This window comes from Desulfotomaculum sp. OF05-3 (genome assembly GCF_003435535.1).
Taxonomy (GTDB): Bacteria; Bacillota; Clostridia; order Lachnospirales; family Lachnospiraceae; genus Pilosibacter; species Pilosibacter fragilis.
Genome location: NZ_QWGO01000049.1, coordinates 1 through 16,261, shown reverse-complemented (window position 1 = coordinate 16,261; position 16,261 = coordinate 1). Strand labels below are relative to the sequence as shown.

Below are 16,261 nucleotides of genomic sequence, written 5' to 3'. Positions count from 1 at the left end.
ATGTTCACAATTTATTTACTCATGCGTTTTTCGTGGTATAGATCCGCTCTAGTACAGGTTTTTCACCTTGAATTCCTTCTCCAGCTCTCTTCTCTGATCCTTCTTCGCGATATCAGCGCGCTTATCGTAGAGCTTCTTACCTCTTGCGAGACCAATCTCCACTTTTACGAGACTTCCCTTAAAGTATACCTGGAGCGGCACTAAGGTATAACCTTTTTCCTGGATCTTTCCCTTTAATTTGTTGATCTCGTAGCGGTGCATCAGGAGTTTTCTCTCGCGGAGCGGGTCCTTGTTGAAGATATTTCCCTTCTCATACGGGCTGATGTGCATGCCGTAGATCATGACCTCGTCGTTTGTGATCCGCACGAAGGATTCCTTGATGCTGCACTTGCCCATACGCATAGACTTTACTTCCGTTCCCGCAAGGGCAATACCGCACTCGAACTTATCATCGATAAAGAAGTCGAAATACGCTTTTTTATTGTTCGCGATCAGCTTAAAGCCGCTGCTCTTTGCCATAATCCTATCCTCTTTTCTGTTCCAGCCGGGAACTCATCCGACCGGAACTTATCTCTATATTATAATACCATTTCACTGCAAAGCAATGTTTTCCGGGAAATTTTCGCCGCCAATCCGTCGTGTCCGAATCATTTCGCCTAATCAAATTTTCTTACCGGCAGAAAATCAATGGTCTTCAAATATCTGTCCACAGAGACCACCTGGATCTTCACCGTCTGTCCCAGCTTATATTTCTTTCTCGTCCGCTCTCCCACTAACTCATAGTGTTCCTCATCGAACACATAGTAATCGCCATCCAGGTTCGCAAGGCGTACCATGCCTTCCACAGTATTCGGGAGTTCCACATAGAAACCGTAGTTGCTGATTCCAGAGATCACACCGGTGAATTCCTCGCCGATATGGTGTTCCATGAACTGGACCTTCTTCGCCTTGTCGGTCTCCCGCTCCGCCTCGTCCGCAAGGCGTTCCCTGGATGATGTCCAGACCGCAACCTCCGGCAGGATCTTCTCGTAGTGGGCCACGCGCTTCTTCGTAAGCTCACCGTGAAGATTCTCCTTGATGATCCGGTGGATCTGAAGATCCGGGTATCTGCGGATCGGGGAGGTGAAGTGGGTATAATAGTTCGCCGCAAGACCGAAATGTCCCATGCAGTCCGTCGTGTACTTCGCCTGTTTCATGGAGCGGAGCGCCAGTCTCGCGAGAAGCGCCTCCTCCGGGGATCCGGCCACCTTTGCAAGAAGCTTCTGCATCTCCTTCGGGTGAAGCTCCCCGTTCTGGAGACGGATCGAGTAACCGAAATTGTTGATCAGGATTCCGAAGCGCTTGATCTTCTCCCCATCCGGCTTCTCATGGCTGCGGTACAGGAACGGCGCCTGCTGCCAGTAGTAATCTTCCGCCACGGTCTCGTTGGCCGCCAGCATGCAGTCCTCGATCAGCATTGTCGCCGCGTTCCGCTCGTATGGCTTGATCTCCACCGGGCGTCCCTTTGCGTCCAGGATGATCTTGCACTCCGGGAAATCGAAGTCCACAGCACCTCTCGCCATGCGCTTTTCTCTTAAGACGCGAGCGGTCTCGTCCAGAAGCAGGAACATCGGGACGAAATCCTCGTACTCTTCCAGGCACTTTTTCGCGAATTCAGCTTTCTCTTTCGCTGCGTCTTTCTTTTTCTCGAGATCATCTGCCTGTACATTTTTCAGACTCCGTTTCGATTTTTTCTGTTCATCATTCTCAAAACGCTCGTCCTGGTTCCGTCCATTTGTCTCTTCTAACTCAGCGTCCTCCCCGCTATTCTTTCCATTCTTCGCTTCCAGGATCGCATTCACCGCCGTGTACGTCATTCTCCGGTCAATGTTCACCACAGACTCGCAGATCTTATGCCCCACAATAATACCCTTTTCATCGATATCCATAAGACAGCTCATTGCCAGCCTGTCATATCCTGCATTCAGGGAACAGATTCCGTTGGAAAGTCTGTGGGGCAGCATCGGGATCACGCGGTCCACAAGGTACACGCTGGTTCCCCGCTTGTACGCCTCCTCATCGAGAGGACTCTTCTCCTTTACATAATGGCTCACATCCGCGATGTGAACGCCGAGATGGTAGATCGTCTCCCCGTTTATCGTCTCCTTCGACGCACTGACTGCATCGTCCAGATCCTTCGCATCCTCTCCGTCGATGGTCACCATCGGCACATTTCGAAGGTCCACTCTTCCGTTCTTCTCGATCTCCTCCTCCACATATTCCGGCGAGAGCGCCTCCGGAACATGGGAGACCTCCTCCATCACCTCTTCCGGGAACTCCTCCGGCAACCCGTAGGCCCGGACGATGGACAGGATATCCACTCCCGGATCATTGATATGACCCAGAATTTCCTTTACATGGCCTTCCGGATTTTTATTTTTCGCCGCGTAAGTATCCAGCTTTACCACAACTTTGTGCCCGGATACCGCGCCATTTTCCTTTCCCTGGGGGATAAAGATATCCATGGTGATCCGCGGGTTGTCCGGGATCACGAAACCGAAATTCTTGTTTTTCTCGAAGGTTCCGATCAGGGTCTCGTTGGCATGCTTCAATACCTTTAAGACTCTCGCCTCCGTCCGGCCGCCTCTTCCGTTCTCATTGATGACGACCTGGACCGTATCCCCGTCCATGGCATCCCCGGTATCATCCGGCGGGATAAAGAGATCATCCTCCCTGCCCTCGATAGTCACAAAGCCGAAGCCCCGGTGATGAGCCGCAAAAACTCCCGTCTGGGCGAAGACCTCGGATCTCGCATATTTTCCCTTTTTCGAGATTCCAACCTTTCCAGACGCCACCAACTCATTTAAAACTTCTTCCAGCTCGCCGCGCTGCTCCTTTGTGACACCAAGAAGCATCGCCAGCTCTTTTAATTTCATCGGAACATATGTCGGGTCCTTCATCAGGTCCAGCAGCATATTTTTCCGCTCTTCCATTAACCTTTCTTCCATTCTTCTCCTTAAATAATATCCGTTAAAATCCAAACAATCTAAAAGTTCCCAGCGCAGTATTCACACCGGGCAGCCGCAAATGATCAAATTAATAAGATTCTGCAGACCATATTATAAATAATAAAGAGCGCGCCCTTTTGTCACCCGGAATCTTCATCGAAATTTCCTGTTAAACAAAAAACACTCCTGCACGGAAGTTATCGCTGCAAGAGTGTTCGTCATCTTAGAATTAAATTACCTTTAAATTTAATACCAGGGCAAGTACAAAAATCAGGATTGCCGCAATTTTTGTAAACTTTTCAAGGTTGCCTTCCATAGAACGGCCTTTATTTTTTCCCCAGTAGCTCTCAGCTACACCACTGATCGCGCCAAGTCCGGAAGTCTTTCCTTCCTGCATTAACACGATCACTGTCATTGCGATACATAAGATAACGAATACGATCGTCAGAATAATTCTAATCACCGACTACACCTCCTGTCCACAGATAAAGTCATCATAACATAAAAACTCAGGGCTGTCAATCTCCAGCTTGCGGCGCTGAAATCTCAGGCAGCATGCGGGCAGTTACTGACATTGCCCGTGTACAATAACTACGGACTTACTGTCTGCCGCGCTCGAAAGCGCATGGGGACGGTACGAAGCAGGCAGGCAGGCAGAAGAATGCCTGCCTGCTTCAGAAGTTTTTTACGGATCACTGGAGCTTTTTCCAGTCGATCCAGTCGCCGTAATAGACGGTCTGGTCTTCCCCGTTTTTCGTCCATATCTTATATGGGTAGGAGCTCCCCGATAAGTCTGCGCTGAAACTGAGCGTTTTATCCGCATTGTTTTCGTTTCCGGAAGATAGGATATTAGACATGGACTCCTCTCCCGGCACTGCCGCCAGATTTACAGCAGGCACACTCCTGTTTCCAACCATGTATCTTCCCTTCAGACCAGGAATCGCCAGATATGTACAGCTATAAAATGACGTTTCCGATCCGTTGACGTTTCCGGCCATGATCCCGGTATTTCCCGGCCAGTCCCTGCTGATCGTCGGACCGCCGTCCTGTTTTTCCGTCTTTCCGCGGCGGTCAATATTTCCCACAAAGTAACAATCCTGAAATTCCAGTTTCTTGTTTCCTGTGACACATCCGATCAGACCGCCCGTTCCGCCGGAATACCCGCCGGAACTGCCGGAATCATTGACCCCGGCTGCCACAAAACACTGCCCGACCGTCATCTCCCCATCCAGAGCGCCGATCAGGCCGCCGACTACCCAGACTCCTGTGATGCTGACTCCATCCGTGAGATCCCATGTACGTTCTGCATCCGTCCGATGATCAAGCCCAGCATATGGGTAGGAGTCATTTCTTCCCGCTACGTAAGAATTTTTGATCATTCCCTCTGATGCAGCGAGTTTCCCGATGAATCCACCGCAGCCCTCCGTGTTCGTTCCGCCCGCAATATACCCGGAATAGATACACTGATCCATCGTAAACGTTTTCGTCTTCACAGAGCCTATAAAACCGCCGACAGTCCCTCCGTTATACCTTCTCCGGACCAGGGCATTTCTGCCATGAAGAGATACCCGCTCCACATCGACCTCGTCGACATCCGCGCTGCCCACAAGACCACCCGTGGAGTTTCCATATCCGCCGGAAGCGATCTGGATATCGTCTCCATATATCTCGATATCTTTTAATACGAGTTTTTTCTCATCGGCATTTCCGCTTCCAACGCTCTGGATCAGGAGCGCCGCGTTTCCGCTTCCCTTCGCGATTGCCCGGGGATCCTTCAATTTCAGGTTTGAAATCTCCATGCTGGGAGCGCTGACAAATAAGGACGCACCCTGATCCTGGTGAGTACCACCCATCTCCATGTTCAGTCCCGCGATCGTAAATCCACCTCCATCATAGAAACGGATCTCCGGATTATTGATCGGAACAAAACATCCCTTCTCAGAAAGTCCGCTCGTGCCGCCGTAAATGATCCAGTTTGCATACGCCGCGTCCATCTCCCCGCAGTACGGTCCGGCACCGTATTTTGTCACCGCTCTGATCTCATCATCTGCTGTCCAGATAATATTGTCCCTTTGGATGACCCGCGTTACCTTGATCCTATTATGCTTCCACTCTGTATTTCCAAAGAAATTTAAGTTTTCCAGATGTCTCGCGTTGGAGACATAAGCCGTGTACGTCTCATCCCCGTCGTCGTTCGGCGCGATACTCTGAAACAAGCTGTTCACTGTTGTCCGCTCCGGTTCTTCCGGAATCCGGATCCCATCGCAGACACCGATCTCGATATCTTCCCCGGCTTTCATATCCATCCTGTTTTCGCCATTCCAGTTGTCCCATAAGGCCTGATATCCGCCGCTGTTCACCGAAAGGTTGTCCACATACAGGCGGATCTTCATTTTCCCATCCTCAGTAATGGAATATTCCAGCCTCTTTTCAATATCATTGCTCTCGTTCAGCCACACACCCGGTTCGAGAGTAAAACCATCCTGCGTTTCCGCCCGGACGATAGAAAATTTTGTTCCGGAGAAGTCTTCTCCATTTGAGACTGGCTTCACGATATAGTAAATACTCTTTCCACTCTGGGTTCCTGTCACAGAAAACGTCACATACCTGTTTCCATCTGCCGGAAGATCGATCTCCTGCTCCACATAGAGCCGGTTTCCGTTGGTGACCGGTGAATCGGTTGGCTCTGGATCAGGAGTCGGTATCGGCTCTTCCGATCCGGCCGGGATCATCCGGACCCAGTCGCCGATATGGACTCTCACATATTTTGACAGACCATCCCGCTCACCCGCAGACACAGAACCATCTTTCTTCATCAGATCGAGGACCGTCGGCATCGGATATGTCTTTTCCAGTGTTCTGTCATAAGGAAACCCCTTGCTGTCTCTCGTTTTATCCGACGCAAACTCTCCGTTCAGGTCCTCTGAATGCACCGCTGCCCTGGCTCCATTTACATAAACAGAACTGTAACAGAACGGAAACTCCGAGGCTGCCCGTCCGGAAACTCCGAAGTTTCCCGCAATAGAACCATAAACTCCCACAAAAGCAGCTTCTCTCTGCGGCTGGTCCGCATCCGGAGCTTCTCCCTGTTCCGTGTTCCGGGACCTTGTGACGGCGTTTGAGTACACCGATGCCGTCACATAGGAATGGGAAACTGCGCTGCCCGCCGGAAGAACTCCCGCCAGACCGCCTGCTCTCGTGTTTCTCGATACGATGTTATACCGGCCTGTTGTTTTCTCAAATTCTGCCTGCCCCGGCACAGGATCTCCTAAAAATTTCCCTTCCGAAGTATGGCCGCCGACATAGCAGCCGTCGATCATGACTTTTCCAGCCGTGACAGCACTTCCAATAAGACCGCCAACGTAATCCTTTCCATCTACATAGACGGATGACGCACTGGCGGAGATCTTTAAATTTCCATCTGTCACACTTCCGATGAGACCGCCAGCCGCTCCATAGGAGGAAAAGATCCTGAGCGCGGCCTCTTCCTCCCCTGAAAGTTCTGTCCGATCCGGTTCAGATCCGGCGGACACTTTGCTGCGGAAGCTGTTCTCCACAAGAACTCCTGTAAGAGAAAGACTCTTTCCATCAAAAGTTCCGACAACACCTCCCGCATCCACGCTTGCGCCGGATGCTGCGTTTCTGGTTCCATTTACAGAAATTTCCGGGTACTGGATCAGGACATCGCTCACGTCGATCTGGCTCTCCCCGCTTCCGCGCCCGATCAGTGCACCGGCACAGGCTGTCCCATTTGCAGTGACGTTCATCCGGCGCAGTATCAGATGATCTACCGTCAGATTCTTTGTCACATTTCCAAAGAGACCGCCGTTCACCCCGTCCTCTGTTTCGATCCGGATCCCGTCGATAGAAAAGGTATTTCCGTGGTAATCCAACGCAAACTGTGGATCCACCGGCACAAAACAGCCAGCTTTCGCGCTTTTCTGCTCTTCCCGCTCTTCTCCTGCTGTCATGTAATAGACGGAGATCTGGGATGGATCGTTCTGTTTTCTCCGGAAGTTTCTATGGATATCTGCCGCGTCTTCCCGGAATTCTTCCCAGGAAAGGTCCTTCTGCTGCACAGCCGCGTATCTCTGATCCGAAGAGTCATCTCCTACTGTGGATAATGCCAGCCTTTCCCCGTTTTCAACAGGATCAAACTCTGAGATTCTGTAATCGAGGTTTTCCAGATGGCGCAGATCCCCGATCGTAACTTTGTCTTCTTTTTTACTCTCAAAGAGACTGTTTGCCTCAAGAAGCCCGCTGCTCTGAAGGACACGTGATCCACCCGGTGCGAACAGTTTTGCGCATACCCGGATATCCTCTCCGGGAATCAATCGTTCTGTTCCCTCGAAATTGCTCGCAAGCTCTTCATTCAGATCCACAAACCGCAGGCCTTTTTCCGTCACATCATCCAGCACATAGTAATAAGCTTCACTTGTGGCGATCCCATTCTGTCTGGAACCATCTTTCTTCAGATCAAACCAGCATTCCGCCCCGCTGGACATTCCTTCCAGAAACAGTTTCAGATCATAATCCTTATTTGAGAGCATGTTCGGATCATATACTTTCACATAGAGGACCGGCCCGTCAAAAAGCTCCATGGAGATCGGCTGAAACTCCGGCGCTGTCGGCTGATCTCCACTCCCAGAGCTCTCACCGCCATAATATCCGACTGCCTGTCCATGACCCGCAAAAGCGTTGTTTGTTCCGCAAAACCGTTCTCTCTTATCGGGATCGGCGGCCGCTTCTGTGAGTGCTTCACTTCCGATATCCTCCCGTACAAACTGATATCTGTCGGAATACCATACTCCCCGGACACTTCCCGTTCCTGGTTCATAAAATACAAGATAGTTTCCGTCTGTCCTCACGGTCTCATCGATGGAACCAAACGGGAGAAGTCTCTCCCTGATCTCACCGGTGGAATCATTTTCCCCTCCGTCATACAGGACCACATAGACCGCATCGGAATCACTGGCCTTTATCCCGAGCTTCCCCTCAGACTCCCCCTGTTCCAGCAGACGGGCCATGATTCCCTGGGAGCTTTCCAGACTAAGCCTGTTCTGGGCCGCGAGGAAGATCTCTTTCGCGGTCTGGTCCATCTCCAGCCTCCGCAGACGGCTTTGATAGCGGAGCACTGCCACAAAAGAAACACCGGCAAGGATCGTGATGATCGCGACGACCACCAGAAGTTCTGCCAGTGTAAATCCCCATTTCCCCCTTTTTCTATTATTACCCGTATCTTTCATCTAACGTTCCTCCAGATTGACTGCCCTTACTTTTAACTCCGGCAGAACAGCCACAGGGGTTCCTGTTCCGGTCCCCGATCTATTTTTTTCGTACACAGAAATATTTTTTACTGTAAAACAGGCATTTCCATAGGTACATCTCTCAAAGGCCGTATAAAACCGGTCAGCCATCGCTCCCTCTGACAACAGAGGAATCCCCCTTTCGACAGTCCCATTTTCATACACTCTGCTGATCCCGTGCTCCGGATCCACGGAAAACCGTATCCACGCGTGTTCTTTTCCGCTCAGAAACAGGCTGCTCTCTACAGGATCTGTCTCCGCGTTTTCATCCACGTCGAGGGCAGAAGAAAGTTCCCCTGTCATCAATTCCACCGTCGTTGCAAGAACCTGTTCCGCATCCGCCCTTCTCACGACCTTTTCATAGGCATGCTTTACTGCCATGACACCGCCGCTGATCACCAGGGTCAGCATGGAAAGGATCAGGAGTGACGCTAAAAGTTCTGTGAGTGTCATTCCTGAATCAGAAAAAAGCCGCCGGATACCGGCATTCGTTTCATTTTTTTTCATAGGCTATCTGACATACCTCCAGATCTTTTTCGAATCGATATCCGCATGATAAAGTTTCACCGGGTATGTTCCTGTTCCGTTCTCTCCGGACGGCGAACCAATATCTACCCGTTTTCCTCCTGTTTCCTCGACAGTCAGGGTTCCCCCGGCTTCCTTTTCGCTTTTTCCCCCTCCAGGTCATTTCTCTCCGAATAGTAGGTTTCGATCTTCTCCGTCCCAAGAATCAGCATTTTTCTTGAAGCCGTGAGGGCCGCGGCAAACATTGAGAGTCCAAGGGCGATCACCAGGACAGAGATCAGGAGTTCTGTCAGGGTCTCACCATTCTCGGATGTCAGCTTTTTTCCCATTCTCTGTCCTCTCCTCTCCATTTCCTCTTACATCTCCTCGATCGTTCCGCGTTCCCATCGGATCGTAGTCGTCTGGGTCGTGGTCGTGATCGTCCACTCTTCAATAACATTTCCGTCCGCGTCTTTTGTCTCATTGTGCTCCACGGATACATCGGTATCGGTCTGGACTTTAGATGGAACCGTAAGTTTTCGTCGGCAGAGATCCTCCGGATGATCCGTGTCTGTCTCTGCATCGGAGATGACCGCTGTTATCCCGTAATCTGAGGACATGGAAACATGAATATCCGCCTTCAGCTTTTTCAAGTCTTCCTGTCCCGCTCCGCTTCCACTGTTTAATGATACCGAAAGGTCCTTCTCCGAACCATCACCGCCCGGAACTGCATCTCCTAACGGTCCATAATTTGCTCTCACATAGGATTCCAGAAGGGAATTTCTTCCCTCCCCGCTTCCACCGGCCAGAGAAAACGAGATCTGGTCACTGACAGGCTCCGACATTCTGGAATCCTCCACCAGAATTTCCTTCACGGTGATCACATTTTTATCATCCTTCAGTTCGTCCCGGAGAAATGCCGCCGCGGATTCCACGGCAAACCGTTTCTGGTCCGCTGCCGGAAGCTGGCCCATTTTTCCCGCGGTCGATGAGGCAGCCGCCAAAATGATCGAAGCTCCCACCCCGCACAGTACAAAAAACAGGAGTGCCGCGGCGAGGCTGGCGCCTTCTTCGCTTTTTAATCTGTTTCCCGTCTTTTTCATTCGTTAATTCTCCAAAACAGCTTCCGCAGCCGTCTCAAGATCCGATCGTTCCAGATCCGACACATCCGCATTTGCGAGACCGCCTGCTTTCTCCGTACTCTCCTGGGACTCCAGGCCCTCCACAGTATCCGCTCCATAGCTTGTCTCATAAGCCGTCATAAGAAACGTCACTGTCACAGGATCCTGTTTGATATCATCCTGGTGATCCGCGCTTGTTCTGGAATTACTTGAGATCGAAAGGTCATGGACCATGGTGCGGAATGGACTGTTCAGGATCTCTTTCACCATTTCCTTTGCTGCCTCGAAATTTTTCGCGTCGAATTTGACCGCGACATTTCTCCGGATCAGGCTGCCGTCCTGCTCCGGCTCAGAAAACTGAAAATCGAAATCAACCGCGTTCCCAAAGATATTATTCAGTTCCGCAATCTCCTCTTTAAACGAATTATATGACGGGATCTCCGGAAGCCCAGCCTCTTTATTCGCTGTGATCTCCTTCTGCATCGATTGGATCTTTAGGGCCTTCATCTCCTCAATGGAGAGCTCATCTTCCAGCTCTGTGGTATCCGCCGCCTGGATCCTCTGCCTGATCGGACGGTAGATCCCGAAAAACCATATGCTGCCCAGACACGCGAGGACAACAAGGACCAGGAATATCTTTTCTTTTTTCGTCAATACATGGTTTAATATAGATCTCATGATGTCTCCCCGCTCTCTCCTGGAAGTTTAAACATGACAGTCAGTGTCGCGTTTACCGCTTTCTGCGCCGCCAGACGATCATCTGCTCCCGCAGTCTGATCTTTTTGTGTCGATTCGATGGATGCGGTCACATACCTCACCGCATCATCCTGCTCGATCCCACCTACAAGCTCCGACAGGACAGTTCCTTTCGGCAGAATACAGCTGATCACCATCTGGTCATCGCTGACCGAAATATCAGAGATCGACTTGCACTGCGGGAAGATCTTTGTTTCCAGCGTGTTGATCATCACCAGGCGGTCCGGTGTATTTTTTTCCTCGTCACTCATAAAGGAACTTCCGTAGTGGGCATACTCTGCGGACACATCATTGAAAATACCGTTGGCGGCCCGCATCGTCTCAAGCTGGGATGCCATATTCTGATAGACCATCTCCGCGTGGTCCGCCTGCTGCATCGGCAGAAGCACTCCAACACGTACAAACACGTACAAGGCAACCCCGAACAGGGCAAACGCCGCAAGTTCAAGTACCACCGTACTTTTTTTGATCCTGCGCTGATACAGATTGATCCTTCTTTTTTCCGGGTATCTGGAGCCGCCGATCTGCATTCCGGCAAGCATCTTTAAATCAGCCATTTTTCTCCTCCTTATGCCAGTAAAACGCCGTAGGTCTGTGGGCTGTCCAGCCACTCCGGCATCTTTTCAAGATCCACCTCCGGGGCAAGCTCCCCAAGACTCTTCACAGGAAGATCCAGGTTCGCCCGGATCGCATCGGTCAGCTCCTTGAATCTCGCGCCGCCGCCGCAGTAATAGAGCGTGTCAATGGTATTATCCGTATTGTTGAAGCTGTAAAAATTCAGGACACGCATGATCTGGATACCGATGCTTCGATACCGTTCATCCAGTGTACTTTTCAGATTCTTTTTATCATTTTCATCCCAGGCGGATTCGTCGGGGTCCAACCCCAGTTCCCGGATCATCTCCGGGTCCCGGTTCCAGATCTTCTCGATCTCCATGCATCCGGTCTCCATCGTTCTGGTGATCTCATAGATACCGTCGTTGAAGAAATGGACCATGACAGCCCTGGTTCTGAGATCAAGCACTGCAAAATCTTTCTTTTCTCCATGAAGCGCCCGCTCCAGGATCCTCTCCAGACCGATGGCGGAAGGAACGATGCCCACGATCTTTAATTTTGCAAGTTTTGCAATTTTTTCAAACTGCTGGCACAATTCTTTTCTGCATGCAGCCGCGAGAAGCTCCATCCCATCGTCCGTCCGGTCGATCATCGCGTAATCATACTGAAACGCGTCGAGCCGCTCTCCGATATAATCCTGGAATTCATATGGAAGATTCAGCTTTAACTGTTCCGTTGTCATGAGCGGCAGCTTAAATTTTTTCACGTAGGAATCCTCCTGGCGCAGCACAAAGACGGCCTTTTTGCAGCGGATCATTTTTTGAGCCAGAAGATCCCGGATCGTCTCCGCGCAGAGTCTGGCAGCCGGTTTCGCTCCTTCTTCGATCCGTTCTGAAATATACTCCCTCAGTACGCCTTTCTCCATATACGCGATCTTGATCCGGTAATTTCCAATCTCAATTCCTAAACAATTTTTCATCTTGAAGTTCTCCATTTCAGAACAGGCCAGTATACCAGCCGGTCAATTTTTCTCCGTATAATATCATAATAAAACAGGCCGCCGCGATCGCAGGGCCAAAAGGAACACGTTTTTCTTTCCGGAAAAACGCGAACCCCAGACCGAAGAGACAGCTTAAGATCAGGTAAAACAGGATATCCCAGGCCGAGCTCAGGTAAAGTCCTGTCATAAAAAACAATTTGATATCGCCCCCGCCAAGACTTTCCTTCCCTGTGAGCTTGTCAAAGACCAGAGATACGAGAAGCATCCCCCCGCCGAGGATCAATCCAAGGAAGAGACCTCCAAAGATTCTCTGGATCGGGTCCGGGAGAAGCAGGGCGGTCGCTAAAAATATCACACAGCCCGCAATCTGCAGGCGGTCGGGGATGATCCATCCATGAAGGTCGGTCAGGCTGAGGATCATAAGGACTACTGTCAGAAGAATTCCCCTGAGACCCATCACAGACATGTCATAGCGATACACGATCATACAGCAGGCAATTCCCGATACCAGTTCCACAAAAAAGGCTTCTGCCGGTATCTTTGCCCTGCAGTAGCGGCAGTGTCCTTTTAAAAGGAGCCAGGAAAACAGCGGGATCAAGTCCAGCACTCCCAGGACATGCCCGCAGTGGTCACAGTGGGACCGCCCGGCAACCACTGACTCTCCGGAAAGAAGCCGTCCCGCCGCGCAGTCCGCAAAGCTTCCGAGGCAGCAGCCCAGGATGAATGTGATCGTTAGGATGTATATTGTAATTCCCGGGCTGATGTGCAGCATATTGATACTCCTTTATCTTTTTGCTAAGGATCCTTTGTAGTCCTATTTTCGAGGGCCGAATGGGTTCTGTCCCTGGATCTTTCCTACGTTTCCATCCTCGTCGTAGTACGGGGCTGTCTGGATAATATTTTCGCCGGCATTTTTTTCATTGTTCAGGTCTAGGAAAACATAGATATTGTCACAGACCTGGTTGTTTATGGCTTTATTATACTCTTCTTTTGCTTTTGCGTTAATATCATTCCAATGGACGTTTGTATAAGTATCTGTAATGATTCCTTCCTTTACATTATAAACAAGATACATATACTGATTTTCTTCCGTCCCTGTCAGTTTTTCAGCTTTCCCTCCATATAACTCACTTGCTGCAGCTGCTTTTGCCGCACGGATATTCGCCTGATTCGCCGCCCTGACTGCTTTTGTCCGTTGCGCGGTGAAGATTGGAATGCTGATAGCAACCAAAATTGCAATAATCGCTACTACTACAAGAAGCTCAGAAAGGGTAAAACCTCTTTTTTCCTTCATTTGTTTCATAAATAATCCCCCGAGGGTCTTATGTTTCAATTGAATATTTTGTTTTGGTATGAAGAAAGGATGGGGACCCCCCATCCTTTCCTTCCACTGATTGTGGTTCCCAAATTTCATTTATCACTTTGCGTACAAGGTCACACTAGCATCAGCATCAGCAGCTTTATCATTTACTACCCTACTAGACACTTTTACAAAAATTTCATCATAAACTTTTGTTGTAGAAATTGATGCACTATTGATTTCTACTTCATCAATACCCTTTGGAAGTGTATCTACAGCAACAGTGCCCTCTTTAAGATCATATTTATATGTTTCTGATGCACCATTGTTTTTAGTACTATCTGTCATATATGCAGCAATTGCTGCAACTTTAGCTGCTCTTAAGTTGGCATTATTCGTTGCCCTTCTAGCCTTACCAAGCTGGGAAGTAAAAATCGGCACAGAAATCGCAACAAGAATTGCAACGATCGCAACTACAACAAGTAACTCTGCCAGTGTAAATCCCTTTTTATTCTCACGGAACTTCTTCAATAAACCTTTCATCGTTCTCTTCTCCTTTGAGTATATTTAAACGGGTTTATGACCCGTTTTTATCAATTTTACATCAGATCATACATCGTAAAGATCGGCAGATAGATCGAGATCACGATAAAACCTGCAAAGAACGAGAGCATCACTAAAAGTGCCGGCTCCAGCATTGTCAGGAGTCTCTGGGAACGGTAGTCTGCCTCATTGCTGTAATAGTCAGCAACATTCTCCAGGTTTTCCTCCAGTTCACCTGTCTCCTCTCCGATGGAACACATATCGATCATGGTCTGGGGAAAGTACGGTCTGTTCTGCAGGCATTCCGTGAGGGAACGTCCCTGCTCGATCCCGTCTTTCATGGAGTGGACTTCTTCCTGAAACAGCGCATTGTCCATCACTCTCGCCGTGGTCTCCACCGCCTGATCCAGCGTGATTCCAGCCGCCAGGAGCACAGACATCGTATTTGCGAACTGGGCCGCGGAACTCATCTGGTTGATCATTCCCACCAGAGGAACCGTAAGGGCGGCCTTCGCCTTCCAGATCTTTCCTTCCTTTGTCCTTCCAAAAAGCTTCAGACCTGCCCAGATAAGGAACAGGACTCCGAGCATCACAAGCCACCACTTCTCGAAGAAATCCGAAAAGCCGATCATCATCCGTGTCATCAGCGGAAGATTTCCTCCGAGATCCGCAAACACATTCGCGAGTGTCGGAATAACCTTCGCCATCACGATGATCAGGACCACCACTGCGACCGCCACAACAAACATCGGATACATCAGCGCGCTCCGGATCTTCTCCGTTGTCTTGTACGCCTTATCATAGTACTTATGTAATCTTTCGAAGGAGCGGTCCAATGTACCGGACTGCTCTCCCGCACGGATCGTCTCAATAAACGTCAGTGGGAAGCGCTCGCTGTACTGTTCCAAGGCGGATGCCACGGTACTTCCGGAATCCACCTGCTCCGCGGCCTTCTCCATCACCTTCTGGAGACGCTTGTCTCCGCACTGCCCCGCCAGCATCCGCATCGCGCGTCCCACCGGCATTCCGGAGCGGAGCGTGATCGCGAACTGGGAACACAGGATTGCCAGTGTCTTCGTCTTTATCCTTTTATTTCCGATCTCCATACTCAGGATCCCGGAAATCTTCTTTTTCTCATCATGCGGACTGATGTTTAAAAGGACCGGGTAATTGTGCCGGATCCTGGCGATCGCATCCGCTTTATTCTCTGCCTGGAGCACACCGCGGACTTCTTTTCCGTCCCTGCCGAGCGCCCGATAGGAAAATTTCGGCACTTTCTGTACCTCCGGTTCTTACGATATCTCCTTCTTTGACGATATCTTAACATTCCCAAAGTACAGTTTACAAGGGACTACACAGGGTAACGGTCTGACGGGAGGTGTGCCGCCCGTCAGATTTTCCATGTGATGTTCAAGCTGTCACTTGTAGCGGCAACGGTGGTAATCATCAAATCCACCACACGCCGCTTGTCATCAAAGGATACATTGTCCCATGTGTCGAGGTAGCCGGAAATCTGGCTGACCTGTTCCGGGCTGATGGCTTCCACCGTCAGCTCCGCTATCCTCGCCAGAAGTTCCTGCTTGCGTCCGTCCAGTTCCGCTATCTTCACATTCACATAGGAGAGCAGGACATTGTTTGCACCCGTCAGACTGTCCACCAGCTTTTCAATCTCGCTGTCCACATGGAGAAGTTCCACTTGCAGGGCGGCGATTTTCGGGTTTGCCTTTGCCGCTTTTTTTCTGCCCGTCAGCGTTTTGTAGCTTGCCAGCTTCTTCACCATCTGCTGATAAACAACCGCTTCCAGCTCCGAAGTGATGATTTTCCCGCACCCGGCACAGCTTTTATTGTCCAGCCGCTTTGTGCAGCGGAGATATTGCTTTCCCACAGGATTGTTAATGCTCATAAGGGCATACCCGCAGTTTCCGCACTTGATTTTTCCCGCCAGCCATGTATGGGTGGCTTTCCGGGCAGACTGGATTTTCATGTTGTTCATCAGCTTCTTGCGGCAGGTCAGCCAGATGTCGGAGGGGACAATGCCCTCATGGGGAGCCAGCACCAGCATTTGGTCTTTCAAGTCGTTCTTTTTGCTGGGCTTCACATCCCGCCCTTGATACAGATAGCAGCCATTCATGCCGGTAAAATCGGCAGCGTCATTGACAATGATTGTCCCTTGACTTTTGAAAAATTCG

Annotated in this window: 15 protein-coding genes; all 15 read right to left on the bottom strand. The window is 50.2% G+C overall.

The window, feature by feature from the left end; all coding sequences use genetic code 11:
- Positions 1 to 48: 48 nt before the first annotated feature.
- Entirely contained in the window at positions 49 to 519 is a 471-nt protein-coding gene (gene smpB / locus DXA87_RS16280; protein ID WP_015554767.1) for an SsrA-binding protein SmpB, read from the bottom strand.
- Between the two features lie 137 nt (positions 520 to 656).
- On the bottom strand, positions 657 to 2,987 hold the full coding sequence (locus DXA87_RS16275; protein ID WP_117505365.1) for an RNB domain-containing ribonuclease: 2,331 nt from the start codon (positions 2,985 to 2,987) through the stop codon (positions 657 to 659).
- A gap of 229 nt (positions 2,988 to 3,216) precedes the next feature.
- Positions 3,217 to 3,450, bottom strand: coding sequence for a preprotein translocase subunit SecG (gene secG / locus DXA87_RS16270; protein ID WP_021906090.1), 234 nt, complete (start codon positions 3,448 to 3,450; stop codon positions 3,217 to 3,219).
- A gap of 229 nt (positions 3,451 to 3,679) precedes the next feature.
- The gene (locus DXA87_RS16265) at positions 3,680 to 8,233 is read right to left on the bottom strand and encodes a type II secretion system protein (RefSeq protein WP_117505363.1); all 4,554 of its coding nucleotides are present in this window, start codon (positions 8,231 to 8,233) and stop codon (positions 3,680 to 3,682) included.
- A complete protein-coding gene (locus DXA87_RS16260) occupies positions 8,234 to 8,800 on the bottom strand; it encodes a type II secretion system protein (RefSeq protein WP_117505361.1) in 567 nt (188 codons plus the stop codon).
- Positions 8,801 to 8,934: 134 nt separating this feature from the next.
- Positions 8,935 to 9,147, bottom strand: a complete 213-nt coding sequence (locus tag DXA87_RS16255) for a hypothetical protein (protein WP_117505359.1) — start codon at positions 9,145 to 9,147, stop codon at positions 8,935 to 8,937.
- Between the two features lie 27 nt (positions 9,148 to 9,174).
- On the bottom strand, positions 9,175 to 9,900 hold the full coding sequence (locus DXA87_RS16250) for a hypothetical protein (RefSeq protein WP_117505357.1): 726 nt from the start codon (positions 9,898 to 9,900) through the stop codon (positions 9,175 to 9,177).
- Between the two features lie 3 nt (positions 9,901 to 9,903).
- Complete coding sequence (locus tag DXA87_RS16245) at positions 9,904 to 10,596, bottom strand: hypothetical protein (protein ID WP_117505355.1); 693 nt, start codon at positions 10,594 to 10,596, stop codon at positions 9,904 to 9,906.
- Positions 10,593 to 11,231, bottom strand: coding sequence for a hypothetical protein (locus DXA87_RS16240; protein WP_117505353.1), 639 nt, complete (start codon positions 11,229 to 11,231; stop codon positions 10,593 to 10,595). The genes DXA87_RS16245 and DXA87_RS16240 overlap by 4 nt, the downstream gene beginning before the upstream one ends.
- Positions 11,232 to 11,242: 11 nt before the next feature.
- Complete coding sequence (gene pilM, locus DXA87_RS16235) at positions 11,243 to 12,208, bottom strand: pilus assembly protein PilM (RefSeq protein WP_158553095.1); 966 nt, start codon at positions 12,206 to 12,208, stop codon at positions 11,243 to 11,245.
- A 16-nt stretch (positions 12,209 to 12,224) separates the two neighbouring features.
- Positions 12,225 to 13,001 carry an A24 family peptidase gene (locus DXA87_RS16230; RefSeq protein ID WP_117505348.1) on the bottom strand — a complete coding sequence of 259 codons (777 nt, stop codon included), beginning with the start codon at positions 12,999 to 13,001 and terminating at the stop codon, positions 12,225 to 12,227.
- A 42-nt stretch (positions 13,002 to 13,043) separates the two neighbouring features.
- The gene (locus DXA87_RS16225) at positions 13,044 to 13,607 is read right to left on the bottom strand and encodes a type II secretion system protein (RefSeq protein WP_158553094.1); all 564 of its coding nucleotides are present in this window, start codon (positions 13,605 to 13,607) and stop codon (positions 13,044 to 13,046) included.
- Between the two features lie 39 nt (positions 13,608 to 13,646).
- Positions 13,647 to 14,072: a prepilin-type N-terminal cleavage/methylation domain-containing protein gene (locus DXA87_RS16220; protein WP_117505344.1), complete on the bottom strand. Its 426-nt coding sequence runs from the start codon at positions 14,070 to 14,072 to the stop codon at positions 13,647 to 13,649.
- Between the two features lie 56 nt (positions 14,073 to 14,128).
- On the bottom strand, positions 14,129 to 15,346 hold the full coding sequence (locus DXA87_RS16215; protein ID WP_117505342.1) for a type II secretion system F family protein: 1,218 nt from the start codon (positions 15,344 to 15,346) through the stop codon (positions 14,129 to 14,131).
- Between the two features lie 116 nt (positions 15,347 to 15,462).
- Positions 15,463 to 16,261, bottom strand: a 799-nt coding sequence (locus DXA87_RS16205; RefSeq protein WP_199537948.1) for a recombinase zinc beta ribbon domain-containing protein, incomplete at its 5' end; no start/stop codon positions are given.

Coding starts and splice junctions, on each gene's coding strand:
- DXA87_RS16240 (WP_117505353.1), bottom strand. CDS start 11,231: ATGGCTGATTTAAAGATGCTTGCCGGAATGCAGATCGGCGGCTCCAGA.
- DXA87_RS16220 (WP_117505344.1), bottom strand. CDS start 14,072: ATGAAAGGTTTATTGAAGAAGTTCCGTGAGAATAAAAAGGGATTTACA.
- DXA87_RS16275 (WP_117505365.1), bottom strand. CDS start 2,987: ATGGAAGAAAGGTTAATGGAAGAGCGGAAAAATATGCTGCTGGACCTG.
- DXA87_RS16245 (WP_117505355.1), bottom strand. CDS start 10,596: ATGAGATCTATATTAAACCATGTATTGACGAAAAAAGAAAAGATATTC.
- DXA87_RS16225 (WP_158553094.1), bottom strand. CDS start 13,607: ATGGGGGGTCCCCATCCTTTCTTCATACCAAAACAAAATATTCAATTG.
- pilM (WP_158553095.1), bottom strand. CDS start 12,208: ATGAAAAATTGTTTAGGAATTGAGATTGGAAATTACCGGATCAAGATC.
- DXA87_RS16250 (WP_117505357.1), bottom strand. CDS start 9,900: ATGAAAAAGACGGGAAACAGATTAAAAAGCGAAGAAGGCGCCAGCCTC.
- DXA87_RS16230 (WP_117505348.1), bottom strand. CDS start 13,001: ATGCTGCACATCAGCCCGGGAATTACAATATACATCCTAACGATCACA.
- DXA87_RS16265 (WP_117505363.1), bottom strand. CDS start 8,233: ATGAAAGATACGGGTAATAATAGAAAAAGGGGGAAATGGGGATTTACA.
- DXA87_RS16255 (WP_117505359.1), bottom strand. CDS start 9,147: ATGGGAAAAAAGCTGACATCCGAGAATGGTGAGACCCTGACAGAACTC.
- smpB (WP_015554767.1), bottom strand. CDS start 519: ATGGCAAAGAGCAGCGGCTTTAAGCTGATCGCGAACAATAAAAAAGCG.
- DXA87_RS16260 (WP_117505361.1), bottom strand. CDS start 8,800: ATGAAAAAAAATGAAACGAATGCCGGTATCCGGCGGCTTTTTTCTGAT.